Raw genomic sequence first — 25,843 nt, 5'->3', positions numbered from 1 at the left:
TATCAATGAAAGTCCTGATTGTGGATGATGAGAAGCATGTACGCCATGCCATTCGGATGCTCGTACATTGGGAAGCGTGCGGTGTGAGCGAGGTACTTGAAGCTGAGTCGGGCGATCAGGCGATTGAGGTCATTACCGCCCTTTCCCCACCCGTTGTACTTACGGATATGCGGATGCCCGGCAAGGATGGAGTAGCACTGATGGAGTGGATTCAAGTGAATTCCCCAGCAACCCGAGTCGTGGTGGTCAGTGGTTATGATGATTTTGATTTGGTTCGACAGGTCATCCGCCGGGGAGGCATGGACTATATTCTTAAGCCCGTAGATCCAGTGGAGATTAACGAGGCTCTAAATAAAGCCACTCAAGCCTGGCGGACAGCGGAGCAAGACAGGAACAGGCAGACGATGCAGGCCATGGAGGTCAACCGGATGAGGCCGCACTATGCTGATAAGCTCCTGACTGAGATCGTTTCCGGTATAGCGAGTACCCCTCTTTCCATTACGCCCTTACGTGAGGAGTTACGTCTTCCTGCAGCTATTCAGATATGTAATGCAGCTGTGATGAGTACCACGCAGCTGGATGCCGATATACTGGACAAATATAAAACGCGTCGTGCGCTTTTGAGCTTTTCCCTGATTAACATCTGCAACGAATTTCTTGGAACTTCTCAAACCGGAATTGCATTCCGTCATCTGGAGCGTATGGACGAAATTATTCTGCTATATTGGGGCGAACCAGCTCGTTGGCCGCTGCTCTTGCAGGATATTCACACAGGGATCAAAACGGCTTTGCGGTGTTACATGCACATCGGGGTTGGCTCTTTTGGCTCTTTTGGCGCTTTTCCCATAGCGGCAGCCACTGCCTACCAAGAGGCACGGCAAGCGTTGTGGAAACGGGATGTGTTGCAAACCGTCGACTGGATGCACCAAAGTTCCCAGACACGGCAAAGCATTCGTCTTCCCCAGTTGCCTGAGATGGAAGAGGAACTGCGGCTTAGTGCACTCAGCTGTAATGCCAATCGTGTGTCGATAGCGGTAGGCCACTGGATAGCAGCCGTAGCCGAGCTGCCTTCGGTGACAGCAGAGCAGCTAGCCAGTTGGAATCAGGAGTTGGACTGGATGCTGGCCCGCTGGCTGAATGACAGACCCGGAGATACCGATGGCGAGGAACTGGCAGATGAGTCCGGCTCCATTCATGCACTGCCGGTCGACAACCGTGGTATGCTTTCCCTGCCCTTATGGCAAAGACAGGTTGAAAACCGACTGCTGGCAGCCGGTCAGGCACTTACACCAAGCCATAGCCCAAACAACCCGACCATCCGTGATATTGCCCGCTATCTGGATGCACACTATGACGAGGACATTTCTTTACAGGATATGGCGAGTCGCTTTTATCTCAGTCGGGAATATATTTCTCGTAAATTCAAGCAGGAGTACGGGGTTAATCTGTCAGACTATTTGTGTCAGATCAGGATGAGCAAGGCAAAGCTATTGCTGCTGAATGACAAGCTGCGCCTTCATCATATTGCCGGTATGGTCGGGTATCAGGATGAAAAATATTTTGGCAAGGTGTTCAAAAAACTGGAGGGGGTCACGCCCGGCGAATTCAGAAAACGCCATTCTGCAAATCCTCAGCCGTGACCGCATACAACACGTGATCTTCCCACACACCATTAATCTTCAAATAGTTAAGAGCCAGCCCTTCGCGGCGAAATCCTGCCTTTTCCATCACTCGATTGGAAGGCGTATTTCTTGGCATCACTCCTGCTTGAATACGGTGTAATTCCAACTCATTTAAGGCGTAGCGTACAATATCCTTCACTGCGGAAGTGGCATAGCCTTGTCCGTGGTATGCAGGATCTACAAAGTAGCCCAGATTGGCATTTTGGAAGGGGCCTCTAGCGACACCCGACAGCTCCATTCTGCCGATCAGCTTATCATTTTCCGGCAAAAAAAGTCCAAACGTATATCCCTGTCCGGCTTGTGCCGCTTCCAAACCGTTGGAAATCAGACGCGCCTGTTCTTCCAGCGTAAAGTAAATTTTAGGTCGTTCTGGCTCGAACGGTTTGAAAAAATCAAAATTTTCACGTCTGATCTCTAATAAACGCTCTGCATCACTTACTTGTAACAATCGAATCTGTAGCCCCGGATGGGTGGACTTTATCAAAATCGCGCCATTAGCTTTATGTAACATTGTCATTTTCCTTCTTTCTCAGTTATTCCTATATTATTGTTCACGGTTATTATTGTTCACGGTCACGAGACAGGAAAATACCCCAGGTGCATGAGAGCAGCCTAGGGTATCTCTATCGTTCAAAATTTAGTCCGTAACAGGCATCCAGCCTGGAAGGGTCGTCAACGCACCCCACAAGTAGTCAGGAATGACTAGCTCCTGCTGGGCTTGCTTGGATAATGTCGTGCGAATGGTATCTTCTGTGCCGTTTTGCACCTTCTGAACCCATTGCGGCTCCATCAAAAGCGGACGTCCCAGCGATACAAGCGGTACACCTGTCTCCAGTGCTGCAAGCGCCTCGTCCGGTGTATTCAGCGACCCAACTCCCATAATCGGCACACGGTTACCTACCTTCTCATGGATGAGAACCGTACGTGACCGTTCGTCACTGCGGTCACGGAATGAACCACCGAAGAAATGATTTACGGAAATGTGCAGGTAATCCAGCCCTTGATCCGCCAGACGGTCTACAAGCACCATCGTATCCTCCAGCGTAATGCCTGGTGTGTGTCCTTCCTCAGGAGACAAGCGGTATCCAAAGATGAAAGGCCGCTTTGCATGTTCTGCAATCACTTTCTTCACTTCGTGAACAACCGCCAGCGGAAAGGTCAATCGTTTTTCAAGACTTCCACCCCATTCATCGGTACGAAGATTGGAGTGCGGGGAGAAGAACTGCTGGACCAGGTAACCGTTCGCTCCGTGAAGCTCCACACCATCATAGCCTGCTTCAATCGCTCGGCGAGTTGCTTCGCCATAGGCACGGATGACGCGGTGGATATCATCGGATGTCATTTCACGCGGCACAGGCGCACCTTCTTTTTCCTCGGCTACTGCGCTTGCACTGATCGGCTGTCCATCTGGAATTTGATCTGGTGGACACAGGCGGCCACCATGATAAATTTGCAGGATCGCTTTTGCGCCTTCTTGATGAATCGTATCCGCCAGACGACGCAGGCTCGGAATCATTTCATCCTTGTCCGCACCGAACTCATTGACAAAGCCTTTGCCATCTGGAGTTACATACACACAAGCGGTAATAACCGCGCCTACACCACCGGAACGTTCACGGTAGTATGCCAGCTCCTCATCACTGACTTCACCATTTTCGTGGGAAGCAAAGTTAGTCATAGGTGCCATGGTAATACGGTTCTTCAACGTAACACCGGATGGCAGGGTAAAAGTTTCAAATAGAGACTTATATTTTGGGTTCATTCGTTCTCTCTCCTTCAGTTTAAATCAGATCAGATAATATAAGGCTGTTGAGCATGAAGCCGAATACGAATTCGATGCAGTTTTCCTTCCATAACGAACTTAAACTACTGTTGCTTACTTAAATACAGTGGTTGTAATAACCACAGTATAAAGATCCGCAACTATAAAGTCAAATCTATCCTTTCTGACCTTCTCTAAACTGTTCGAAAAAACTGAACCGCAGCTACTTATCACAAGCCACTGACAAAGCTTAATGGTTTCCGGCTGTGCTGTTCTTCTCCTCCCGGCGGGAAAACCAAGTCGCGAGCAACGAGCCGGAAATATTATGCCACACGCTAAAAATCGCACTCGGTACAGCAGCAATCGGGTTAAAGTGAGCTGCTGCAAGCGCAGCGCCCAGTCCGGAATTCTGCATTCCCGTTTCCAGCGTAACAGCTTTACGCTTGGAAAGATTCATACCGAATAGCTTGGCAAACCAATATCCAAGCAGGAACCCGATACCATTATGCAAAATAACCACACCAAAAATAATCGGACCTGTCTCCAAAATCTTTCCTTTGCTGCCTGCAACCACAATAGCCACGATGAGTACAATCGCCAGTGTTGATATGAGCGGCAGCGCCTGAACACTGGCTTCTGCCTGTTTGCGAAATAGCGACTTAACGATAACACCCAGCACTATGGGGACAATAACTACGATGAGAATATCCATGATCAGCGACTTCGCATCAATATTCATCCAACGTCCAGCAAGCAGGTTAATCATCGCCGGAGTAGCCAGTGGAGCAATCAGCGTCGACACCGAAGCAATCGACACGCCCAATGCCACGTCGCCTTTGGATAAGAGCGTCATTACGTTGGAGGCAGTTCCACTCGGACAACAGCCTACCAAAATGACACCTACCGCAATATCCGGTGGCAGCTGCAATACTAATGCCAATCCAAAGGCCAGAAACGGCATAATCAGATAATGCCCGACCACACCAATAGCCACATCCACTGGGCGCCGGAATACTTCACGAAAGTCAGCCGCAGATAAAGTTAATCCCATCCCAAACATGACAATGCCCAGAAATAACTGTATGTATCCTTTCAACCCTGTAAACGCCGCAGGAAAGAAAAATCCCAAGCATGCAAATAAAAGTACCCAGATGGAAAAGGTTCCTCCTACAAATTTCCCTACTTTCTCCAAGCCATTCATTCTACTTATCTCCTTACTTCCATATAAGTTGAATCCGAGAAATTTCAGCTTATATAGTGCTTAAAATTTTCACCATTGTACTACATATGACTGCATATACATACAACTTTTTATGATTATACCGGGATCAAGAAACTTTTTCCGTTAGGACATATTCGAAAGCAAAGTGGGTATATTCATAATAGAAGTTGTGACCAGTCGGTCATTTTGGATCATCATTCGTTGAGGAGGAGATATCCCTATGTCACGAAGTCATCCGTATAAATGGTGGAATATTATTGCATTTATCGCTGTCGTTCTCGTTAACATTCTGGCTTCTACACTTCCTATCGGCGGCAGAAGCACTGCTGCTGTATCCAACATGTACCCTACCTTGATCACACCAGCGGGTTACGCTTTTTCCATCTGGTCAGTCATCTACGTACTGCTCGCCTGCTTTGTCGTGTACCAAGCTACACCTACAGGGCAATCCAAGACAAGCGTTCAGTCCATCGGTATTTTTTTTATTCTAAGCTGTCTCTTCAATATCATCTGGATTTTCCTCTGGCAGTATGTATACGTAGAGCTGTGTGTCATCGTCATTATTCTATACTTGCTTTCCCTTAGCGTCGTGTATGTACGTACCCGCACGCCGCAACCAACCCTTGGAGAAATGTGGTTCGTCAAGCTACCGTTCAGCCTCAACCTCGGTTGGGTATCCGTTGCTACTATTATCAACATTGCAGTGGCACTGGAAAAGAATGAATGGAGTGGCTGGGGACTCAGCGATACGACATGGGCGATCATTTTCCTGCTCATCGGCACCGCATTGGCGATCATGGTCAGCTTCCCTTATCGCGACAGCATTTATCCTCTCGTATTTGTATGGGCCTATGTCGCCATCGCCGTCGAGCATCCGAACAATGAAAATGTACGGCTAGCCGCATTGATCTTGGCGGCAATCATTCTGGTGTACGCGCTATGGCTATTCTTTGCCCGTAATCGAGACCGGGATTAAAGAAAACGAATATGATCTCTAGCAAGAACAAGCGAGTTTGGGTCTGAATCATCTAGCCCAAGCTCGCTTGCTTTGTTTATTCATTTTAACCATGTGATTAGGTATGGACTTTAAGCAAATCTATAAGCTTGCTTGTCGAGTGATCTGCATTGATTTTCTTCATATTGATAATATAAACCGACCTTTTTTCATACAAACGAAGTATCATGTCGACAAATCGTTCAGATTCCAAACAAAACACATTAAATTTGAGCAAACGGGTGTCTCTATTTAATAGGGACACCCGTTTGCCATGCAAACTTTTTATTTTATGAACGGATCTTTCAGATTATTCGCCCTTCAATGCAATGACTTCAATCTCTACCAGTGCATCCTTAGGCAGACGAGCTACCTCCACCGCACTGCGTGCTGGGTAGGGTTGTTCAAAGAAAGAACTGTACACCTCATTGACGCTGACAAAATCGTTCATGTCCTTCAGGAATACAGTCGCTTTCACAACCTGGTTCATGTTGCTGCCTGCCTCTTCCAGAATGGCTTGTACATTGCTCAAGGACAGGCGTGCCTGCTCCTGTACATCCTTACCAAACTCACCCGTTGTCGGATTCAGTCCAAGCTGTCCCGAAGTGTAAATAAACCCGCCTGCCTCTACCGCTTGGCTATAAGGGCCGATAGCACCGGGTGCTTTTTCAGTAGCAATTGTTTTTTTCATATGGGTTGGATTCTCCTTCCTGATACTGGTTCACCGTATTATAGCATGTGCAGTCCAAAGCCACTATTCCGTGCGACGGGTTAACGCACAGGGTTTCTTTTAAGACACCTCATTGGGAAGGTGCTATATTTTTTTATTTCCGCTGTAACCTTTAGCACATATGTATCATCTAACTCCTATAACCTGCTACAAAATAAATTTTATAAATCCAGATACAGGTACAATGAACATAGCTAGTATAGACGGGAAAGGGGCACCATCCTTTGAATCTCGAAACAAACTTACACCAAGCAAGTCAGGGAGACCGCAAGGCATTCGTCGCCTTGATGAAACATATGGAATCCGATATGTATGGCATGGCGCGTTCCATTCTTCGCAGCAATGAAGATTGTGCGGACGCGATGCAAGAGGCGATGCTCAAGGCATACCAGTCTCTGGGTGAACTGCGTGAACCTCGCTATTTTAAAACATGGCTGCTTCGCATCCTCATTAATGAGTGCCATCTCATTATCCGCAAGCAAAAACGGATCGTCCCCGTGGCGGAATTTGTGCAGGAACCCTCCACCTCAGGTGGATATGAAAAAATCGAGCTGCGCGAGGCCATCGACCACTTGGAGGAATCCATGCGAACCGTAATTTCCCTGCACTATTTGCGCGATATGCCGATCAGAGAAATATCGGAGGTACTGGATGTATCAGAGGGGGCCGTCAAAACACGATTACACCGTGCTCGCAGAACATTAATGGACCTGCTACAAAATCGTGGAGAAAGGAAGGTGACCTTTCAATGAGCCCTTCAGAGATTGAGAAACAGAATCAAGAGCTGGATCGGAAATTACAATCAGAAAAGGTAAACTTGGACGCAGACACGGTAATGATTCCCGATTTGGTAAGAGAACGCTTAGATGCATTTTACACACAAATGGAATCAGATGGGGGGCCGTTATCCAAGTCTCCTTCCTTACATCGACCGGGCAAAAAATTTCTCCGGGGAACCGCAATTGCCGCTGCTTCTGCGGCTGTCATTAGCGTTATGATCATCGGTAGCGCCTTTGTTTCGCCTACAATGGCAGAATCATTAAAGCAGGTCCCCCTTGTAGATAGCATGTTCAAGCTTGCTGGGGATCTCGGGCTGCAAACCGCTGATCAGAAAGGATTGGCAACTTCCTCGAATCTCAGTGTTACCCATAGCGGTATTACATTAAAGGTACCACAAATCATATTTGACGGGACACGCTTGGTCGTGGCGTTGGAAAAGAGCGGCGGAGATTCACAACATCAAACCCTATATCCGGCGATCCAAACGCAAGGACAGCCCGAAGAGGACATTCTGGAGAAAGTGGACCTGTTCATCAATGGGACATCGGTCAATAGCAATAACGGCGCCTTTAATTTCATGTATGGCCGCCCAGGCAAAGATAGTAATTCTATGCTGATTGCGTATATGCGTGACCCTGCCAGTGGTAAACCCGCCTTACCAGATCAGTTTGAGCTAGAGGTATATGCCAAGTTAAAAGGTGTAGCCGAGCCGTTTCGCATACAAACCCCGGTTCACAAAACTAAAATAAATAACAAGATACTTCAGCTGCAAATGAGTAAGTCTAATCCGTATCTTGCATTTATGGCAGAAAAGGTAGAAATCACACCCATCACGACCAAGATCACAACGTCGTTTAAAATGCTGACCGATATTGCACATATGCCGGATGAGTACACCGTGGAGCGAGAGTACAATGACATCAAAAACGGACAAACGATCCAGTACACCAAAAAGGAATTGGATATGCTTGATTATGCTGTATTCGACGAGCAGGGAAGAGAACTCCAACTCCTAAGCGGCTCTGGAGTTCCCCTTACTAAAGAACGTGAGAGCAAAATGATCACCCTGTTTACTCCTTTTGTGGACACTCCCCAGAAGATCATATTCAAGCCTTATATCTTGCCAACACAACCAGGAGGCAGTGCCCTACTGGATGCTAATGGCAACTGGACACGTCATTATATTGATGAATTAGAGATTACGGTGGATGTGCCGCAACATACAAACCGCCAATAAAACCCAAATAACGCCGCTGCTGCCCGAATCATCGAGCAACAGCGGCGTTATGTCATTTTTAACCCTAGCTGTGGTTTTACATATTCTCATCAGGAGCCGTTCCTGTACCGGGTTCCTCATCATTGGATGTTAGTTCTGCTCCGATGACTCGAATGATGTCGTTCGGATAAATATGTACGCCGCTCGCCTGTGCGAGAGCAATTCGTACCATGGCTCGTGCGATGACCGGGGCCGGGATGGCGCGGTAGGAAGCGAGCTTGCCCGTCATCAGGCCGTCCAGTGCCTTCATGACAACAGCGGCAGCGGCTTCGCCCAAACGTCGTTCAGGTCTCGCGCCCAAAATCAGCGACGGACGGAACAAATGCAGCGCAGGCAATGCGACAGCAGCAAGCGCCTCTTCAGCCTCACCTTTGGTGCGATTATAAAACACGCGTGAGTCTGGATCGGCGCCCATCGCAGAGACCGCAAGCATCTGTACCGCTCCAGCTTCTTTGCCTAACTGGGCTGTCAGCACCGGGTAGTCCAGATCCACCTGACGGAACTGCTCCTTGGAGCCCGCCTTTTTCATCGTTGTCCCAAGGCAGCAAAAAACATCATCCACCCCTTCGAAGGCGAACGCCGCTTTCTGCGGCTGTTCCCAATCGATGAGCGCCTGCTCCAGCTTGGGATGCTTGATGTCCAATGGACGTCTGCCCATAACCATGACGCGGTTGTATTCCTTTTGCACCAGCAGCTCTCGTACAACATAACCCCCGACAAGCCCTGTTGCACCCACAACGACCGCTTTGCGTTCCATGATAGACCTCCTTTGTGCCATAGCGCTCCTGCTCCTACAATTGCGATTAGGTTAATTTAAAGGGTTGTTCGTCCGCCTCCTTGCTTTTGGACGGACACATCGGTAGGTACAGGGAAAATGTACTTCCCTTGCCCTCCTCACTCTCCAGACGGATAAACCCGCCCAACAAGCGGGAAAAATCACGGCTGATGGACAATCCCAACCCAGTTCCTCCATATTTACGATTAATGGAACCGTTCGCCTGCTGGAATGCCTCAAAAATAACATGCTGCTGAAGATTGGAAATGCCGATGCCCGTATCTTTTACAGCAAATACAACCCAATCTCCCTCTTGTCCCTTTCGATCCAGATGTTGTGTGCTGATTTCCAGCAATACACGTCCTTCATGAGTGAACTTAAAGGCATTGGACAACAGATTACGCAAAATTTGCTGTACGCGTTTGGAATCAGACCGGATTTCATTCGGTATAGGCTCATGCTCCTTCAAGCTGAATTCCAGATTTTTATCCTTCGCTGTGACTTCAAAATGCATCATCATCACCTGCGCAATCTCACGTACACTGACTGGCTCACTTACGATTTCCATGTGCCCAGCCTCGACCTTGGATAGGTCCAGAATATCGTTGATCAGTTGGAGCAAATCATGCCCGGAGGCATAAATTAGATCACTGTACTGGTCTAGCTCGTCCTCATCCAGCTCTTTTCCCTGCTCGTTGATAATTTGCGCCAGATTAATGATGCTGTTAAGAGGTGTACGTAACTCATGCGACATCGTTGCCATAAAATCCGATTTATATTGGGAAGCCATCATCAGTTGCTTGGCACGTTCCTCTAGAATGACCTTTGCCTTCTGCAACTCATCTCGCTGCTCTGATAACAACTCATTCGCCTGCTTAATCTGATGATTCCGCTGCTGCTCCATCTGAAAGTCACGTAAAATCAGAGCAAATAAAAAACTGAGGACGATGCCAATAGGCAGTGTAAGAGGAACAACCTCCGCTACATAATAGCGCCAGGGAATGACGCCTAGAAAGGCAATATTTAACGTATTTACGATATTAACCGCTAAAATGGTTACCGATGCCTTGATAATTAAACGCCAGGTGGAACGGCGCATCCAGTAATTCAATCCAGCGCACAGGACGCCCAGAATGCTCATATTCAAAAAGCCGACCCACGCCGCCATATGCAAACCGAAGGTAAATCTCGTAAGTCCGATTGCGACCCCAATAATAATAAGCGTATAAGAGCGGGGATACACCAACGCCGCGATAATCAGCGGTACGAAACGCAGATCAAAAATAACTGTTTCACTAAAGTTAAAACCAAAGCAAGAGCTGACCCATCCGCCAAATATCACTAGCAGCACCGAGCTGACATATTTGAACCGCGAAGAGGTACGACTCAAACCATATTTATAAATCACGTTCGCCACATAGGCAACGGCAATCAGCATCCCCAAATTCATTAAAAACATCATTGAAAATTGCATGGACTCACACTCCCATAGCGCAAAAAATTGGATGCCAGGCCTATGTTAACCGCGTCTGCCTTTCTTGTACATCATAACATGAAGCCCCATCTTTCGACATGTCAAAAGATCTTATATCCGTATATAAAAAAAGCGAACCTCAATGGCTCGCCCTAGTGCTGATACCTATAGAGTCAGCTGTGATGCCTTTGTTCCGGCGCCACTCTTTGACAAATAATTCGGCAAAATAAGGGTCCCATTGGGTTCCCTTTCCCTCTTCCAATATCATAACCGCCTTCTCTTCCTTCATACCTTGCCGATAGGGACGATCAGACGTCATCGCATCATAAGCATCCGCTACAGCAATGATTCGCCCAAATAAGGGGATATCTTCCCCAGCGAGCTGGTCAGGGTATCCCTTGCCATCATAACGCTCATGGTGCGAGCGCACGCCGGGCAAATAAGGGGCCATAGCATAAGCCGGCTCAACTTGCCGGAGAATGCTTTCTCCCATAACCGGGTGCATTTTAATCTGATCAAACTCCTCGTCCGTCAGCTTGCCGTCCTTGAGCAGCACAGCGTCAGCCACGCCGATTTTACCGATATCATGCAGCAAGGCTGTTTTGCGCAGCAAGTCGAGGTCCGACTCATTCAAACCTCCCTTGCGCCCAATAAGTACGGAATATTCAGCTACACGCAAAGAATGTCCTGCGGTATAGGCATCTCGCGCATCCAGTGCTGCCGCCAAGGTGGCGAAGTAACTGTCCAATAGCTGACCGTTCTTCTCTTCCCGTTCCTTCAGGCCCTCGATCATCATGTTAAATCCTTCGACCAGCTCCGCAAATTCGTCTGAATACAAATCGCTGGCATTACTGTTCAGACGGCCTTCCTTCACTTCATTCATTTTTTCCAGCAGATGGTGGATCGGCTGTTCGATCTCACGGGTCAGCAACCTGCCGCCCAGATAAGCAAAGGCTACACCAAAAATTAAAATCGTACCCGCCCAAGCCCAATAGGAGGTAGAATCCGTCGCCTCCAAACGTTCCAGGCGAATCTGTGTAGCTAAACAAAATAAAAATAAAGGAAAAGCACCAATGAGCGTCGCACTTAACTGAAATTTATGCCGAAGCGATAGCAGGACTCGTCCTCGCAGGGACAGGTTTAATCCATATTGCTGGTAGGTTCGATCACGAATTTCCTCCAGAAGCGGTTTGATTGCTCTCATGGTCAGGAAAAATTCAACCAGTGCGTGCATGGAAGCGACCAGACAAGCTCCTATACAGGCGATTCCTACATAATAAAAGGGAAAAGTAAGTTGTCCAGTATGTATCATCCATAACGCAATAACGGTTGCCGGGATAGAGAAGCCTAACAAATGCGGTCCAACAATACGTAAAACGGACAAATTAGGCAGATGATGAACCCGGATATACACCGCTTCTACATCCTTAAGCGTTTCCTGGTTACCTAGAAAAAAACGATGAACGGGTCTCAAATGCATTCGAAACACTATGGTTTCACAAGCAATCATAATAACGCTGGAAAATGCAATGATTTTAACAAGACCCAGAATTTCATAGTGGGCTACATTTAACGTGGAAAATACAAAAATCATACCTACCAACAATACAGCGATAAACGAACCTATAATATAGTTCAGGATAACATGCTGAATAAAGCGCTTATAGGTCGGCAAATTGCTACCCCTCTTTTCATCCGTACACTCTAAAATATCTTGTGTATTCAATATCGGAGTCCAACCATCAAAAGTTTACCTTCTTGCTCGAGCATTTTACATAAATACGAGGACGGCTTTTAATCTGCAATTTATAGATGGAAAATCATCTTATTCTTAATTAAGAAACTCGCGAGGGAAGGACATTTTAGCCAACATTTTTTCCAGTCTATCATCAAAAATCCAAAAATGACTTGTGTTTTATAATCATTCTTGCTATACTATTAGAATATGTATTAACCCCATAAGATTCCACGCAACAAGCTATTACTCCTAATCACCGTATGGAGCTTCTCCAAATTTTATGTATAACCCTAATGTAGAATTTTGAGCTTTTGCCGAAGATTTTCACATTCACACTGGCGCGGTCATCGGAGCCGCAAGGACGAAAGAGAGGTAGGGCTTTTGTCGTTTGGAAAATGAACAGTGGAATCACACTGCCCCTTATGAACATGCTGACCATATAATGCAAGGTAGCAGGGGTTGAATATATATTATGCCATCAAACGATGAAGTTTGAGCAGGCCGTGCAGTATATGCAAACTGCACCATCCTCCGGATGATCCCCGGGGGATTTTTCATATACGGAAAGCATATCTATGAACAAAAAAGTGGCCCTGCCGATACATCGGCAGGGCCTATAGCTTGATCAAAAAGGGGTTAATAGGGTCATTATAGTCTCGCTTTCTTAAAACTAAATGATATGCACCTTAAAAACTCATTAATTTTCCAGTTTTATATACCTTCTAATAATTCGTCCAATATTCTGTACCATCGGGCGGCATCGTTTGCGTAGTGGAACGTCTTGTTTCCGCTTGGGTGCGCCTTTGGGTCGAAGGACGTTCCCACCCTTCCAGTAAAACAACATGCTGGGTACCCGAATTGTTATCCCAAGTAATGTATCGCTCCTGTTCCATATGTCGCAAGGCGGCTGTAATTTCAGCGTCTCGCTTGCCTGTTTTTACGGTCAATTCCGCCATTGTGGGCATGTGGCGATGCTGGGCGAAATAATTATACAAAATACGTAGCAGCTTTCGTTCCAAATCTGGCAACATCGTCTTCCCTCCTATAAAGAACATACGTTCCCATTATAACATATAAAAATGCACCCTCCTACTGGAAGATGCATTCGGGCTTGTATGCCCATGTTGAATTTAGTTTTTTTCCTTCTCCTGACGACCAATAGAGCGCAACCACCAGGCGATTCCACCTACACTTCCAAGTGCCAGAACCGTTAAGAAAATAATATAGAACAAATGAAATGCACGATCACTCATGGCAATCGCCTCCTTACTTTATGTATACACTTTCCAGCTAAGCCTGTAAACCTCTTTTTAGTCCCACATTCTAATTTCCCCCAAGCACTCGACAATAGATACTTGCTTGAGATCCATCGGTACATACTAACTAAAAGTGGTTAATACCAAATATGAGACAGACCAAGGAGGTTATTGAATATGAAATTCCTATTGATCGTGATCATCGTCGTGCTGATCGTTGTATTGCTTATGAGAAGACGCAGATAAGCAGAGACATCCTCCATCGTTAAAAAAATACAAAAAAAGGCTTTCGGTGATGTACCGAAAGCCTTTATCCATCTGAGGTTAAGGCTAAATTACGCCTTGTTCTTCTTGTTATATTTAATAAAAGCAATTACAAGCGCTACAGCAAACAATATTCCGCTGACCACCCATGTTGTCAGAAATGCCATACCCAAACCGACATTTGACCCCATCGTCGGGTGATTCATGGCAGTAAACACTGATCCCTGCATCATAAATATGGTACAGAACAAAACAACGGGCGCTAAAATAATCGTGCTTGCTGTCTTCCGAGTACCAGATACTGCGATCACGCACAGAGCGGAAATCACCAAGATCACCCAATATATAACTGCTTCCCAAATCACTGAAGTGCCCACCTGTTCAACCTCTTTTCTATCCATTCGTATATACCTCTTCTATTGTAACAGACGTCACACAGTGAACCAAGCCATAATTTGATCAGAAAAGGGGTAAACCCTGCGGATAACGTAAATAATGTACAGTAGCGATCCTACACCAAAGACATGAAAGGAAATGATCCCATGAGAAGTGCAAGTCCTTTTGTCATTGTAAACGATGTGCAGCAGTCCATTGATTATTACCAATCGATGTTAGGTGGGAAAATCAAAGTGCTAAACAAGCAGGAAGGCAGACTCTTGCACGCTGAACTTCACCTGGGTAGCAGTCATATCCATTTTTCAGATTCCTACGGTAAACCGCTCAAAGCGCAGCATGTCCAAATCATTCTTGACTGTGAAAGTGAGGACGAGCTTAAGCAAGCTTACCACGCACTAGCAGAAAAAGGTACCGTTACCGTGGAGCTACAAGATACTTTCTTTGGGGCGCTGCACGGCGAAGTAACGGATCATCTCAACCAGATTGGATGGGTGATGAACTATTTTAAGAGATGATCACGTTCAGCCATAACCGAATACGTCTTATAGCCACCATCAACGTTCCTCACCCGATAACCGTATTGAGTCAAAATTCGGGCCGCAATATAGCCTCGCAGACCGACTTGGCAGGATACCGCGATCTCCAGATCACTAGGGATTTCTGCCATCCGCTCTCTAATCTCGGCCAGAGGAATATGAACAGAACCTGGAATGGCTCCTGCCTGTAGCTCCACCGCATCCCTTACATCAATTATAAGACCACCATTGCGGTGAAAATCATCAACTTCATGCCACTGTATCGTTTGGACCAGCCCATCCATGATATTCGAAGCCACGTAACCCGCCATATTCACAGGGTCTTTTGCTGAAGAATAGGGAGGTGCGTAAGCAAGTTCAATATCAGCCAGCTCACGGACGTTCAAATGACCACGAATAGCCGTCGCAATCACATCAATCCTTTTGTCTGCTCCATCAGCTCCAACAGCCTGCGCCCCATAGATCATCCCGTTCTCAGGATTAAAGAGCAGCTTCATAGCAATGGGTGATGCGCCAGGGTAATAGCCGGCATGTGAACCAGGATGAATATGAACAGCCTGATAAGGAACGCCCAGCCGCTGTAATGTTTTTTCATTATTACCTGTAGAAGCTGAAGTCAATGCAAAGGTCTTAATTACGGATGTTCCAAGCGCCCCATCATAAGAAATGGCTTGACCGTTAATATGATCCGCTACCAAACGCCCCTGACGATTGGCTCCCCAAGCTAGTGATACCATCGTTGCAAACCCATGATTGCGGTCTTTGACCTGGATGGCATCCCCCACCGCATAAATGGCCGGATCGCTGGTTTGCAGTTGGGCGTTGACCTGAATGGCGCCGCGAAAACCAAGTTCCAATCCGCTTTGCTTGGCCAACTCATTTTCAGGAACAACACCGATCGCCAGAATAACCATGTCCGTCTGAAGCACACCCCCGGAGGTCAAACGAAGTTGTGTACCCTGCTCTTCCAAAGCCGTGACTCCTTCCTCTAAACGCACCTCCACCCCGTTCAGCCTCATATGCTGTTCTACCCATTTGGCCATTTCAGGGTCCAGCGGATTCAATAATTGTTGACCCATATCAATAATAGTTACTGCAAGTCCACGCTCCCGCAAATTCTCGGCCATCTCCAGCCCAATAAATCCGGCCCCGATCACCGTGACATGCTGGGGATGTCTTTCATCTACATATGCCTTAATAACGTCCGTGTCATGAATGTTTCTTAATGTAAATACATTCACAGCTTCATGTAATCCGGGAATGTCCGGTATCATCGGTTTGGCTCCCGGCGACAATACCACAATATCGTACGGCTGCTCATCTGTTTCCCCTGTAATCATATCGCGGAAGCGGACGAGCTTCTGCTCGCGGTCTATTTGTATCACTTCTTTCAGTACCCTCACATCTATATTAAAACGGTCTCTTATCCCTTGAGGCGTCTGGAGAAACAGCTTCTCCCGCGCATGGATTGTCCCGCCAATATAGTAGGGAAGGCCACAGTTCGCAAAAGAAACATGCTCTCCGCGTTCAAACAGAATAATCTCGTCTTCCTCATTCCATCTACGCAATCTCGCAGCAGCAGAAGCTCCACCTGCTACCCCGCCAATAATAACTATTTTCCTATCCATTTCTTCCCCTCCTCATATACCCTACGGGGTATAATATATACCTATGGGGGTATGATGTCAACACGCAAAAAAAGACGGAGGTTGCCCCCCGCCTGATCAAACTCTGGACGAATACTGATCTGGGTCGGAAAATCACTTGCGATGCTACACGATTGCTCTGTCACACTTAGTCTAAGAAGGGTCTACTGCTACTACTGCTGGCTGGCCGCGATCGCCTGTTCCAGATCGTACAAAATATCGTCTATCGCTTCTGTCCCGACAGATAGGCGTAACAGCTCTGGTTTGACTCCGGCAGCGACCTGTTCTTCCACATTCAACTGCTGGTGTGTTGTGCTTGCCGGGTGAATAATTAAAGACTTGGAATCACCCACATTCGCCAAATGAGAAAATAGCTTTACATTCGCAATTAGCTTGCTTCCCGCTTGGCTTCCACCTTTAATACCGAAGGTCAGGATTGCTCCTTGTCCTTTCGGCAAATACTTTTGAGCTAATTCATAGGACGGGTGGCTTGGCAGCCCGGTGTAGCTGACCCACTCCACATCCTTGTGGCCTTCGAGATATTGCGCTACCTTCAAGGCATTTTGACTATGTCTCTCCAGCCGCAGATGAAGTGTCTCCAAGCCCTGAAGCAGCAGCCATGAATTAAACGGGGAAATGGCCGCTCCCAAGTCCCGCAGCAATTGGACCCGTGCCTTGATAATATACGCGATAGGTCCCACCGCCTCGGTGTAAACAACTCCGTGGTAGCTCGGGTCCGGCTCAGTCAGCCCCGGGAAACGACCACTCGCTTTCCAGTCAAACTTGCCGCTGTCCACGATCACCCCACCAATAGACGTGCCGTGCCCGCCAATAAACTTCGTTGCAGAATGCACAACAATGTCCGCTCCGTATTCGATAGGACGCAACAAGTAAGGACTTGGGAACGTGTTATCCACAATCAGCGGAATACCATATTCGTGCGCAATCGCCGCTACAGCTTCCACATCCAGCACATTGCCCTGTGGGTTGCCAATCGTTTCGGCAAATAATGCCTTCGTCTTATCTGTAATGGCTTTGCGGAAGTTCTCTGGGTCATCCGAATCGACAAAATGTACTTTAATGCCCAATTTCGGCAGTGTTGTAGAAAATAGATTATATGTACCGCCATACAGACTGGAGGCCGACACAATTTCATCCCCAGCTCCCGCAATATTCAGGATGGAGAAGGAAATTGCCGCTGCTCCCGAAGCCGTTGCCAACGCACCAGCCCCGCCTTCCAACGCGGCGATCCGTTGCTCGAATACATCCGTGGTCGGATTCATCAGACGCGTATAAATGTTGCCGAATTCTTTCAGCGAGAACAAATCAGCCGCATGCTCCGCATCCCGAAATCCATATGAAGTGGTTTGATACAACGGAACGGCGCGGGCAAAGGTAGTAGGATCAATTTGTTGTCCGGCATGGACAGCGAGAGTTTCGAATGACAGCTTGCGTTCTTCTGACATGATTATTTCCTCCCTTGTTATACGTGCTGTATGAATCGTCTCTTCCTGTATGCGTACTCATGGATGATTTTTCAATCATTCTCGCACAAAAAGAACGATTTGGGAAGATAATTCTTATTATTCAGGTAGGATATTATTATTTTGTTGAAATATCAGGTTTCAGATCGGAAGGTTTTGCCCAAATGCTCACCCAGACCAAAATAATGGCGGAAATTATAGATGAGTGGGCTCCACTTTGTCGGATCAATATGGTTCTCATCTAGGATGATATCCTGATGAACATGCACCTGGATAGCATGAGTTTCGACGATCGCAAAATAAGGAGAATGGTCAGGAATTCTTACATCCTTCACCTTGGCTTCAATTTGAATAGGGCACTCCCTGATTCGGGCGGGCTTGACCCTATTCGACTCCATCGAAGTTAGTCCGCTGATCTCATACTTATCTTTATGGTGCATAAATCCATTTTCCTTCTTTTCCGCTGGAACAGGATTCTTGCCTGTATAAGGAGCCAAACGTTCTACATTTTCCCACATCGAAGGGCCCGGGACGTTGATTACACATTCGGGATGCCGCTCCATATTTTCTAATGCTTTGCCACCTGTTCCAATACCTAGTACCACACAATCTCCTAATGCCCACGAGGAGGAAATGGGGCTAATATTGGTCGTTCCATCCTCATTCAGCGTATTGAGTAAAATTACAGGGGTTCCGTAATATAAAATGCTAGGGTTAATCGTTATAACATCTGGGCTATGTTTCATCTCATTCATCTGATGTATTGGGTTCATCATCTCTTCTCCTTCTATTCAGATCTACCTCCCTATTGTAAAATATAAATATTTCAACCTTCATCGAAGTATGGATTACAAAGGGGGATAATCGTGCCATGAGTACCAAGTCAAATGTAGCCATGATTGCTTCTCTTGTTAGCGAGCCTTCCCGTGCAGCTATACTCACCGCTTTATTAGACGGCAGATTCCACACGGCAAGTGAATTGGCCCATATGGCAGGCATCAAACCGCAAACAGCCAGCTTCCATCTGGCAAAAATGACCGAGGCACAAGTCGTTACTGTGGAAAAACAGGGGCGGCACCGTTACTATGGCATTCAAGACCCCGAAGTTGCCCGGGTGATGGAGTCATTTTTATCTATAGCTCCGCCTGTCCCTATCCATTCATTCAAACATGCCTCTGAAAACGAGGCCCTACGGTTGGCAAGAACTTGCTACGATCATGTTGCGGGTCAATTAGGCGTACAGCTCATGAATTTTTTCATTCAAAAGGGGATTCTTTTCGAAGATCAGGACGGGCTTCATATCACGGAACCAGGAGAGGCTTTCTTCACTGACTTTAAGATTGATCTAAAAAAAACAAGACAAAAGCGCCGCTCCTTCTCACATAAATGCCTGGATTGGAGTGAACGACGCCATCACCTTGCAGGTGCTTTAGGAAGTGCTGTTCTAGACAGATTATTCGAATTACATTGGATCGAGCGTCTGCCCACAACCCGAGCGATACGTGTTACTGCCGATGGTAAAAGAGGTTTTAAAGAGATACTTTCGATAGAAGTCGACTAGATCATCATAGTTCTAGTCCTTTTCTTATTCCGCATTGGATTTTATGATTGGAGACAAAGCCAGTTGTTTTCTCGTCATTGGACGGACATAGGCATAATTGTTCAACCGATCATTACTATCATCTAACCAAGTGAAGCTGTTCATTGATCAACCTTCCTTGAAGAACTCTACCATTTCTTTAAATGATTTCTGAGCTGAGTGTACGTTATATCGGGGAGAGTACGGGTCACTGAATCCGTGCTGTCCACTGAATTTATGTACCCGGATATTACGGTTGTCTAAAGTTGAAATGAGCTCATCCACATTAAATGATGGTTCTTCCTGTGGGAAAAAAAGCAGTATTGGACCATGTGGAGCTATTTCTAAATAATTTCTAATACGAGAGCCATAGTATCCTACGATTCCATCAACATACTTTTCTTTACTACACAGCCAGGCAATCGTTGCCCCTATGCTAAATCCGACGATAAATACCTTTTTATAACGAGCTCGAATACTTAATAATAAACTTTCGATATGATAGAAAGCGCGGTCAAATCCTACATTCTCCATAAAATTGGTGTAGGCAGTTTCCTCTTGCGAATAGTCATAAGGCGTTTCCTTGCCTAGTAAATTTGGACAAATGACGTCATAACCCTGATCTGATAATAAGCTACAAAAATTTTGTATATGCTGGTTAATCCCATAAATCTCATGCAGCACAACAATTAGGGTGTCCGACTTTTTATCTATGCTTATCATGTTGTCCCCCTAACCAGGATTGGATATGGGGAAATAATTCATCCGGATACGCGTATTTATACTTAGCTGCCACTTCCGAGGATAATCGTTTGAACAACTCAAAGGATACGACCAGTGCTTCCCAACTATGATTGGGATCATATTCCCCAAAAGATTTTTTCAAATCAGCAACGACATCTTGATCAGCCCATTCATTTATGAATTTCCCTGCATGCCAAGTATCATATTCCGATCCATGTACAGCTTTTGCATGCCACTCTATCATTTGCAGCAATAATTGTTTACAGTCCATATCTCTTTGCTTAGCTACCCACAGATCATTGCGCAAAATTTGTTTAGCCACATAGAGAGAGGCGAAGCAATACATGTTAACAACCTGTAGATAAGCACCTTCAGATATCGGAGGAGTATCCGGGATCGTTGTGGATTGAGGGATGATGTGGTTTCCATTTCCCGTCTTATCGAGCAGCATCCTGACCCCCCGGTGAAATCCTTCAGGAATACGTCCATTTTTGATTATATGATCCAGGTCAGAAGTATGACGGAATAGAAAATCAACCTCAGCCCCTTGGTCAAAGAGAACTAGTTTTTCCGGATCTCCTTTTGCCGTTCGAAACATAAAGCTGGTCCAAACCTTGCCGATGCTTAACAACCATTGATCATTTTGAAGATAGTAATCTGGATTCGTTGAAAAGACGACTACATCCAAGTCAGAAAACTCATCAAAAGGTTTGTCCTCTCTTGCCCGGGACCCAACGATATAAACCGCAATAATTTCCTCATTAGAGAGTCCCCATTCGGATATACGCTCTTCAAGCACTTCGTAAGCATTATTCATTACAATATATCCTCCTTTTTTAGAAAACATTATATCCAATCCAATAATTACGGTATATATTTTTAGTTAACATTCAAAGGAATGCTGCCTGATATACACCAATCATCAAATCAATTTCCCAATCTTCAGCCTGTGATATAATTCTTTCAATATTACAGTTTGGAAGGATGGTGCAGATGTCGGAGCAGCAAGTATACATCCGGTTCTCTGAGGAGACGGACGCCGCAGAATTGACAGCAATGTACAAGCGCAATCGGGAATTCTTTGAAAAGTTTTCGCCAAGCAACCAAGAGAAGTACTATACGGAGGAGCACCAGCTCCAGACGATTATTAAGAGCAAGACCGACATGATGGAGGATCGGAAATATTCCTTTGTGGTATGCCACAAGGAGGACGACCGGATTATAGGCAGCATAGGTCTATCTTTTGTGGTGAGAGGACCGCTTCAGAGCTGTATGATCGGATACAGCCTAGACCAAGCATATAACGGCAAGGGTTATACGACGGAGGCGGTGAAGCAGGTGGTTCGCTATGCTTTCGATGAGCTAAAGTTTCACCGGATCTTCGGGGAAGCCTCTCCTCGGAATCCAGGATCCATCCGTGTGCTTGAGAAGGCTGGCTTTCACAAAGAAGGCATCTCTCGAAGCAACGTAAAGATCAACGGAAAGTGGGAGGATCACCAGGTACTGGCGATTATAAATCCGTCTGAGGATATCTAGTTTAAAAGGAGGGTATTATGAAGTATCAATCAATCAAACTGCATGAAAAGTTATCTAAATTTAGTGATCATTGGTCTCCGAAAGTTATTGGTGAAATGAATGACTATCAATTTAAATTGGTGAAAATAGTTGGGGATTTTGTATGGCACGATCATCAAGATACCGACGAGCTCTTTTTTGTACTTGAAGGCGAGATGTTCATTGATTTTAGAGATGGACGGGTACAGGTTTCTCAGGGAGAAATGTTTATTGTGCCTAAGGGAGTCGAACACAAGCCTTTCGCACATGAAGAGTGCCATATCATGCTAGTAGAACCGAGAGGTGTAGTAAATACTGGGGGAGCGGAGTCAGAATTAACGGCAGTCAATGATATTTGGATTTAAATATATACCGTAAAAACGCCGGACATTTCTCCTTTCTGAGTCCTTTCCCGGAATCGATGAGGACTCCGGCCTTTCTCCCATCGCAAGACCCTCCCGGCTTTGATCGCGTGCATTTCCATAGGATGCTTAATGCTGACATATTGGATTTTCTATGTACTCATACACGTTAGTTGAATGATAACAGCGGCTGTCTAAGACTTTATTTTTCAAGTCTAGTCTGCCGCTGTTTGATTTTTGTTCAGTCTAAAGCTTTATTTTCACTGGATATTTTACAGAAACTGTACTCTTTTTGCTGGGCACTCTCAGTGCATGATCTCTTTCTTGTTCACCTTAACACCTGATAAGGATTGATCAAACATATCGAGAATAAAAAGGAACCTCTCCGCTTCACGAAATACATGATCGGCCAATAAAGGATGGATAATGCTTTTTATTCGGCACTCGTCGATTAAATCACGCGCTGTTTTCTTAAAATCTCGCAAGGACTTCACAGAGACACGGTTCTCATCAACAAATTGACTCAGGAGTGGAACGGTTTGTGACTGTGGCCGCATATGACTTAGGTCAATCGCTTGAAACATCAGCATATCAAAATCATTACTAAACTCCCTAGCTTGTTCAACCAGTTTACGCTCGGATGGATCAAGCAAATGGCCTATAAATTTTGCGTGATCAGCCATGATTTTTAAGAAAAATACATTTTCATCAATAATTGCATCAGGTAATGGTTCAAGCTTTCCTGAATTGAGTTCCCCTAAACGATTTCTGAAATAATTGGCTTCCCGGCTTACGTGATCTACCAGTAAAGGAAAATTGGTTTGCCCAGGAAGTTTGCATTGTAATATAAGGCCCAATACCATTCTCTTAAATGCCCAAATATTCGTCGCCGCATTCTGAACTTCCGTATTAAACTCTTTGATTGTATAAGGATCTGTCTCGGTATTAAATTCATGCGACCTTTTCTCAATATCCTCAAAAATGGCGTAGAACCGATTGGCTTCTGTTTTAAGTTGAGTATCTTCCGCTCGAAAACCTAACCCCAGAAAAAATGAATGCTCCTTCATAATCCTGGACCAAAATCGTATTTCATCTAATGAGCGTGAAACGAATGCATCCAATCATATCCCTCCTCTATGTGAGCAAAAAAGCACTTACTTAGTCATATGGGATATGCCTTGTCATTATGAATATTGAATCCTGCGCATCATACTAATCTAATTCCGAAGTTGAGCTATTGTGACTCGTAACTCTGTTGCCTTATTTATGTACGTGAAATATTTCTCTATACTGGCTATTGACCGTCGGAGTTATTAGTCATTCTGGGTCCTCTCCTGATACTAGGTCTATTCGAAATTCAAGCTGGTCTCGCATAAAAATTTTACCCGCTATCTTAACTGATTCTGGCTTAACCCCCTCTACTATTCCCCCATAATCCTCAAATGCCAAGCTTAATCGGATGTTTCTTCGAAATCTCCAATCTAATGACTAGTGCCTTTATACTTTCGACGACCTACGTTCCTCTGGAAAAAATTAAATTCCATAATAATACTCATATTTTAATATATATCATTTAATGTTTGGACAATTATCCCAATCTAATTCTATAATTCACTTGTTATTACATATATTTAGGAGGAAGTCATGAAAAATATTATATTCAAAAAACTAGGAACAATAGTGTTAGCCCTTCTCATTGGAGCTTCGGTGTTCTCATTGTTCCCTACCGTTACAAAAGCTGAGACTACTAATGTAACTTGGAAAAACGGGTCTGTAGTAACTACTCTTGGGAACGTAGGACAAAGCGACAAAGCGACAGTAGGAAAAACAAAAGGAAAATGGTATTGGGAAGTAAAGGTTAGCCACAGTATTTCATTAGTAGGAATAACAGGTGAATCTGGTCCGAAATATCAAGCATACTACGGTTATAGTGGTCAAATTATAAATAATATTGCATCAGATGTACGAACAGCTTACGGTCCTACGTTTGGACTTAATGATGTTATCGGTGTTGCACTGGACTTAGATAACGATAAAATTGTTTGGTACAAGAATGGCGTTTTCCTAGGAGCCAACACCGTTAAACCATCTGAACTAGAAGGAACACAGGTCTTCCCGATGGTCATGAATGGAACTGGTGGATATATGACTTACGAAGCTAATTTTGGAGCAAGCGATTTTAAATATCCTATTCCTGAAGGATTTTTACCTTATCAAGATTCGGGTACATCTACAACACCTGACCCATCTACAAAGCCTGATCCTTCTACAACACCGGATCCATCTACTAAACCAGATCCTTCTACAAAGCCTGACCCTTCTACAACACCAGATCCATCTACAAAGCCTGATCCTTCTACAAAGCCTGATCCTTCTACAAAGCCTGATCCGTCAGATACCGATGGGGCCTCCCAACCCACTGGTGACCGCGCCATTCTGACTGTAACGATGGACAATGGATTTGATAAAGAATTCGATCTGAGTAAAAAAGAACTCAATGCCTTCATCGCTTGGTATGACGCTAAAGATGCTGGTAGAGGTGCTTCTTTCTTTGCCATTGACAAGCATAATAACAACAAAGGTCCATTCAGCAATCGCAAAGACTACGTAATCTTCAACAAAATTCTCACATTTGAAGTAAGCGAATATTCAACTAAATAAACATAGTGAAGGGCTTCATGTCGGCTAACATGCCGATGAAGTCCTTCTTTACATTTACTGTAATCTCGAGATCACGCCCAAACTGCTATACTGGACGATACATTTTTTCTAGACTAAAGGTTTGCAAATCGTTAGTTTCAATAAAAAAAGCACGGCTTCCAAAAAGTCTGGAAGCTGTGCTTTGCTTATGTATTCAACATTAATATTCGATAATAAAGATAACAAGATAAAATGAGCAACTACCTCAACCGATGAGGACACTCACAGGAGAATTCGTCATGTTAAAAAAAGCTCTATTCATTGCTCTACTTTCTGTAGCTCTTACAGCTTGTGGAAGCAATTTTAAAGAAACAACGACAAGGTCTGGGTCTTCAAGTACATCCTTTGCTCCTGAACAAACAACAAGCAATGAAAATACTGCTCAGCAAGCTTCTACAGATAATCAGGTCACAGATAAGCAATATTTATTTGCCGAATTCATGAAGGATGGAACACCCGTGTTAACAGAAGATCAAGCTTCTATGGAACAAACCTCTTATGACTTCATTGTTAAAAACAGTGACTTATTTCCTTCCACAGATAAAAGCAAAGTCATTAATCTAGTAGATAAATCCGTAACAACAAAACACTTAAATAAAAATGTGAACTTATACTTAAACAAATTTGTAAAAATAAGCGGGGATGTAATAGATATAGAAGAAGATAACATTCCTATAGGGACAACGGCGATCGTTTATATTAGTGATGAAAATGATAATACAGTAATGGCAGTTTATCCGGGAGCAAGTGTAGAAATTTTTGAAGGAGACGTTGCTACAGTTATTGGAGTTCCTATCGCTAATTTTTCATATGAAAATGTTTCAGGTGGCTATACGAATACTACATTGTTAGCAGCTTCTTTTCTCACGAAGGAAAATCAATAAATTTT

26 protein-coding genes and 1 pseudogene are annotated in these 25,843 nt (G+C 45.1%); 11 read left to right on the top strand and 16 right to left on the bottom strand.

The window, feature by feature from the left end; all coding sequences use genetic code 11:
* The first annotated feature begins 5 nt into the window (after nt 1-5).
* Nucleotides 6-1,640, top strand: coding sequence for a response regulator transcription factor (locus ACWGXJ_RS02570; RefSeq protein WP_254328970.1), 1,635 nt, complete (start codon nt 6-8; stop codon nt 1,638-1,640).
* Here the strand turns inward: ACWGXJ_RS02570 and ACWGXJ_RS02565 are convergent.
* The 3 genes from ACWGXJ_RS02565 to ACWGXJ_RS02555 form a co-directional block, all read right to left on the bottom strand.
* Nucleotides 1,606-2,193 carry a GNAT family N-acetyltransferase gene (locus ACWGXJ_RS02565; protein WP_452566098.1) on the bottom strand — a complete coding sequence of 196 codons (588 nt, stop codon included), beginning with the start codon at nt 2,191-2,193 and terminating at the stop codon, nt 1,606-1,608. The genes ACWGXJ_RS02570 and ACWGXJ_RS02565 overlap by 35 nt on opposite strands.
* Nucleotides 2,194-2,319: 126 nt before the next feature.
* Nucleotides 2,320-3,444, bottom strand: a complete 1,125-nt coding sequence (locus tag ACWGXJ_RS02560) for an NADH-dependent flavin oxidoreductase (protein ID WP_235307101.1) — start codon at nt 3,442-3,444, stop codon at nt 2,320-2,322.
* A 250-nt stretch (nt 3,445-3,694) separates the two neighbouring features.
* A complete protein-coding gene (locus ACWGXJ_RS02555; protein ID WP_061830004.1) occupies nt 3,695-4,645 on the bottom strand; it encodes a bile acid:sodium symporter family protein in 951 nt (316 codons plus the stop codon).
* 241 nt (nt 4,646-4,886) lie between these two features.
* Here ACWGXJ_RS02555 and ACWGXJ_RS02550 point away from each other — a divergent pair, with 241 nt between their 5' ends.
* Nucleotides 4,887-5,642: a tryptophan-rich sensory protein gene (locus tag ACWGXJ_RS02550; protein ID WP_452566097.1), complete on the top strand. Its 756-nt coding sequence runs from the start codon at nt 4,887-4,889 to the stop codon at nt 5,640-5,642.
* 328 nt (nt 5,643-5,970) lie between these two features.
* Here ACWGXJ_RS02550 and ACWGXJ_RS02545 read toward each other — a convergent pair whose 3' ends face one another.
* Nucleotides 5,971-6,351, bottom strand: coding sequence for a RidA family protein (locus ACWGXJ_RS02545; protein WP_069290971.1), 381 nt, complete (start codon nt 6,349-6,351; stop codon nt 5,971-5,973).
* Nucleotides 6,352-6,614: 263 nt separating this feature from the next.
* Here ACWGXJ_RS02545 and ACWGXJ_RS02540 point away from each other — a divergent pair, with 263 nt between their 5' ends.
* Both ACWGXJ_RS02540 and ACWGXJ_RS02535 read left to right on the top strand, forming a co-directional pair.
* Nucleotides 6,615-7,142, top strand: a complete 528-nt coding sequence (locus ACWGXJ_RS02540; RefSeq protein ID WP_250259550.1) for an RNA polymerase sigma factor — start codon at nt 6,615-6,617, stop codon at nt 7,140-7,142.
* Complete coding sequence (locus ACWGXJ_RS02535; RefSeq protein WP_452566096.1) at nt 7,139-8,407, top strand: DUF4179 domain-containing protein; 1,269 nt, start codon at nt 7,139-7,141, stop codon at nt 8,405-8,407. The genes ACWGXJ_RS02540 and ACWGXJ_RS02535 overlap by 4 nt, the downstream gene beginning before the upstream one ends.
* A gap of 76 nt (nt 8,408-8,483) precedes the next feature.
* Here ACWGXJ_RS02535 and ACWGXJ_RS02530 read toward each other — a convergent pair whose 3' ends face one another.
* From ACWGXJ_RS02530 to ACWGXJ_RS02505, 6 genes are all read right to left on the bottom strand, one after another.
* A complete protein-coding gene (locus ACWGXJ_RS02530; protein ID WP_452566095.1) occupies nt 8,484-9,203 on the bottom strand; it encodes an NAD(P)H-binding protein in 720 nt (239 codons plus the stop codon).
* Nucleotides 9,204-9,249: 46 nt separating this feature from the next.
* The gene (locus tag ACWGXJ_RS02525) at nt 9,250-10,695 is read right to left on the bottom strand and encodes an ATP-binding protein (protein WP_250267324.1); all 1,446 of its coding nucleotides are present in this window, start codon (nt 10,693-10,695) and stop codon (nt 9,250-9,252) included.
* 139 nt (nt 10,696-10,834) lie between these two features.
* The gene (locus tag ACWGXJ_RS02520; protein WP_452566094.1) at nt 10,835-12,370 is read right to left on the bottom strand and encodes an HD-GYP domain-containing protein; all 1,536 of its coding nucleotides are present in this window, start codon (nt 12,368-12,370) and stop codon (nt 10,835-10,837) included.
* A gap of 785 nt (nt 12,371-13,155) precedes the next feature.
* On the bottom strand, nt 13,156-13,464 hold the full coding sequence (locus ACWGXJ_RS02515; protein WP_254350823.1) for a LexA family transcriptional regulator: 309 nt from the start codon (nt 13,462-13,464) through the stop codon (nt 13,156-13,158).
* A gap of 99 nt (nt 13,465-13,563) precedes the next feature.
* Complete coding sequence (locus tag ACWGXJ_RS02510; protein ID WP_257785344.1) at nt 13,564-13,686, bottom strand: hypothetical protein; 123 nt, start codon at nt 13,684-13,686, stop codon at nt 13,564-13,566.
* A 338-nt stretch (nt 13,687-14,024) separates the two neighbouring features.
* Nucleotides 14,025-14,354, bottom strand: coding sequence for a hypothetical protein (locus tag ACWGXJ_RS02505; protein WP_023986776.1), 330 nt, complete (start codon nt 14,352-14,354; stop codon nt 14,025-14,027).
* Nucleotides 14,355-14,495: 141 nt separating this feature from the next.
* Here ACWGXJ_RS02505 and ACWGXJ_RS02500 point away from each other — a divergent pair, with 141 nt between their 5' ends.
* Nucleotides 14,496-14,864, top strand: coding sequence for a VOC family protein (locus tag ACWGXJ_RS02500; protein WP_452566093.1), 369 nt, complete (start codon nt 14,496-14,498; stop codon nt 14,862-14,864).
* On the opposite strand, the gene ACWGXJ_RS02495 is transcribed toward ACWGXJ_RS02500, so the two are convergent.
* From ACWGXJ_RS02495 to ACWGXJ_RS02485, 3 genes are all read right to left on the bottom strand, one after another.
* The gene (locus ACWGXJ_RS02495; RefSeq protein ID WP_250267323.1) at nt 14,849-16,513 is read right to left on the bottom strand and encodes a CoA-disulfide reductase; all 1,665 of its coding nucleotides are present in this window, start codon (nt 16,511-16,513) and stop codon (nt 14,849-14,851) included. The two genes, ACWGXJ_RS02500 and ACWGXJ_RS02495, sit on opposite strands and share 16 nt — an antisense overlap.
* Before the next feature lie 191 nt (nt 16,514-16,704).
* Nucleotides 16,705-17,997: a homocysteine synthase gene (locus ACWGXJ_RS02490; protein ID WP_023986774.1), complete on the bottom strand. Its 1,293-nt coding sequence runs from the start codon at nt 17,995-17,997 to the stop codon at nt 16,705-16,707.
* Nucleotides 17,998-18,149: 152 nt separating this feature from the next.
* The gene (locus ACWGXJ_RS02485; RefSeq protein ID WP_452567852.1) at nt 18,150-18,770 is read right to left on the bottom strand and encodes a flavin reductase family protein; all 621 of its coding nucleotides are present in this window, start codon (nt 18,768-18,770) and stop codon (nt 18,150-18,152) included.
* 116 nt (nt 18,771-18,886) lie between these two features.
* Between ACWGXJ_RS02485 and ACWGXJ_RS02480 the strand changes: the two genes are divergently transcribed.
* Nucleotides 18,887-19,576, top strand: coding sequence for an ArsR/SmtB family transcription factor (locus ACWGXJ_RS02480; protein WP_452566092.1), 690 nt, complete (start codon nt 18,887-18,889; stop codon nt 19,574-19,576).
* A 147-nt stretch (nt 19,577-19,723) separates the two neighbouring features.
* On the opposite strand, the gene ACWGXJ_RS02475 is transcribed toward ACWGXJ_RS02480, so the two are convergent.
* Nucleotides 19,724-20,317 carry a dienelactone hydrolase family protein gene (locus tag ACWGXJ_RS02475; RefSeq protein ID WP_452566091.1) on the bottom strand — a complete coding sequence of 198 codons (594 nt, stop codon included), beginning with the start codon at nt 20,315-20,317 and terminating at the stop codon, nt 19,724-19,726.
* The gene (locus ACWGXJ_RS02470; RefSeq protein ID WP_452566090.1) at nt 20,301-21,155 is read right to left on the bottom strand and encodes an aminoglycoside 6-adenylyltransferase; all 855 of its coding nucleotides are present in this window, start codon (nt 21,153-21,155) and stop codon (nt 20,301-20,303) included. The genes ACWGXJ_RS02475 and ACWGXJ_RS02470 overlap by 17 nt, the downstream gene beginning before the upstream one ends.
* A 176-nt stretch (nt 21,156-21,331) precedes the next feature.
* Between ACWGXJ_RS02470 and ACWGXJ_RS02465 the strand changes: the two genes are divergently transcribed.
* The 3 genes and pseudogenes from ACWGXJ_RS02465 to ACWGXJ_RS02455 form a co-directional block, all read left to right on the top strand.
* Nucleotides 21,332-21,874, top strand: a complete 543-nt coding sequence (locus tag ACWGXJ_RS02465) for a GNAT family N-acetyltransferase (protein WP_254350819.1) — start codon at nt 21,332-21,334, stop codon at nt 21,872-21,874.
* Between the two features lie 17 nt (nt 21,875-21,891).
* Entirely contained in the window at nt 21,892-22,257 is a 366-nt protein-coding gene (locus tag ACWGXJ_RS02460) for a cupin domain-containing protein (RefSeq protein ID WP_452566089.1), read from the top strand.
* 11 nt (nt 22,258-22,268) lie between these two features.
* Nucleotides 22,269-22,427: pseudogene (locus ACWGXJ_RS02455) on the top strand (alpha/beta hydrolase family protein); the annotation flags it as partial.
* A 132-nt stretch (nt 22,428-22,559) separates the two neighbouring features.
* Here the strand turns inward: ACWGXJ_RS02455 and ACWGXJ_RS02450 are convergent.
* Nucleotides 22,560-23,375, bottom strand: a complete 816-nt coding sequence (locus ACWGXJ_RS02450; protein ID WP_452566088.1) for a DUF2935 domain-containing protein — start codon at nt 23,373-23,375, stop codon at nt 22,560-22,562.
* A gap of 523 nt (nt 23,376-23,898) precedes the next feature.
* Here ACWGXJ_RS02450 and ACWGXJ_RS02445 point away from each other — a divergent pair.
* Both ACWGXJ_RS02445 and ACWGXJ_RS02440 read left to right on the top strand, forming a co-directional pair.
* A complete protein-coding gene (locus ACWGXJ_RS02445) occupies nt 23,899-24,915 on the top strand; it encodes an SPRY domain-containing protein (protein ID WP_452566087.1) in 1,017 nt (338 codons plus the stop codon).
* Nucleotides 24,916-25,193: 278 nt separating this feature from the next.
* Nucleotides 25,194-25,838: a hypothetical protein gene (locus ACWGXJ_RS02440; protein ID WP_452566086.1), complete on the top strand. Its 645-nt coding sequence runs from the start codon at nt 25,194-25,196 to the stop codon at nt 25,836-25,838.
* The last annotated feature ends 5 nt before the right edge of the window (nt 25,839-25,843 follow it).

This window comes from Paenibacillus sp. S33, from assembly GCF_053615415.1.
The sequence above is the reverse complement of the archived record's forward strand: the minus strand, read 5'-3'. Positions and strand labels throughout refer to the sequence as shown.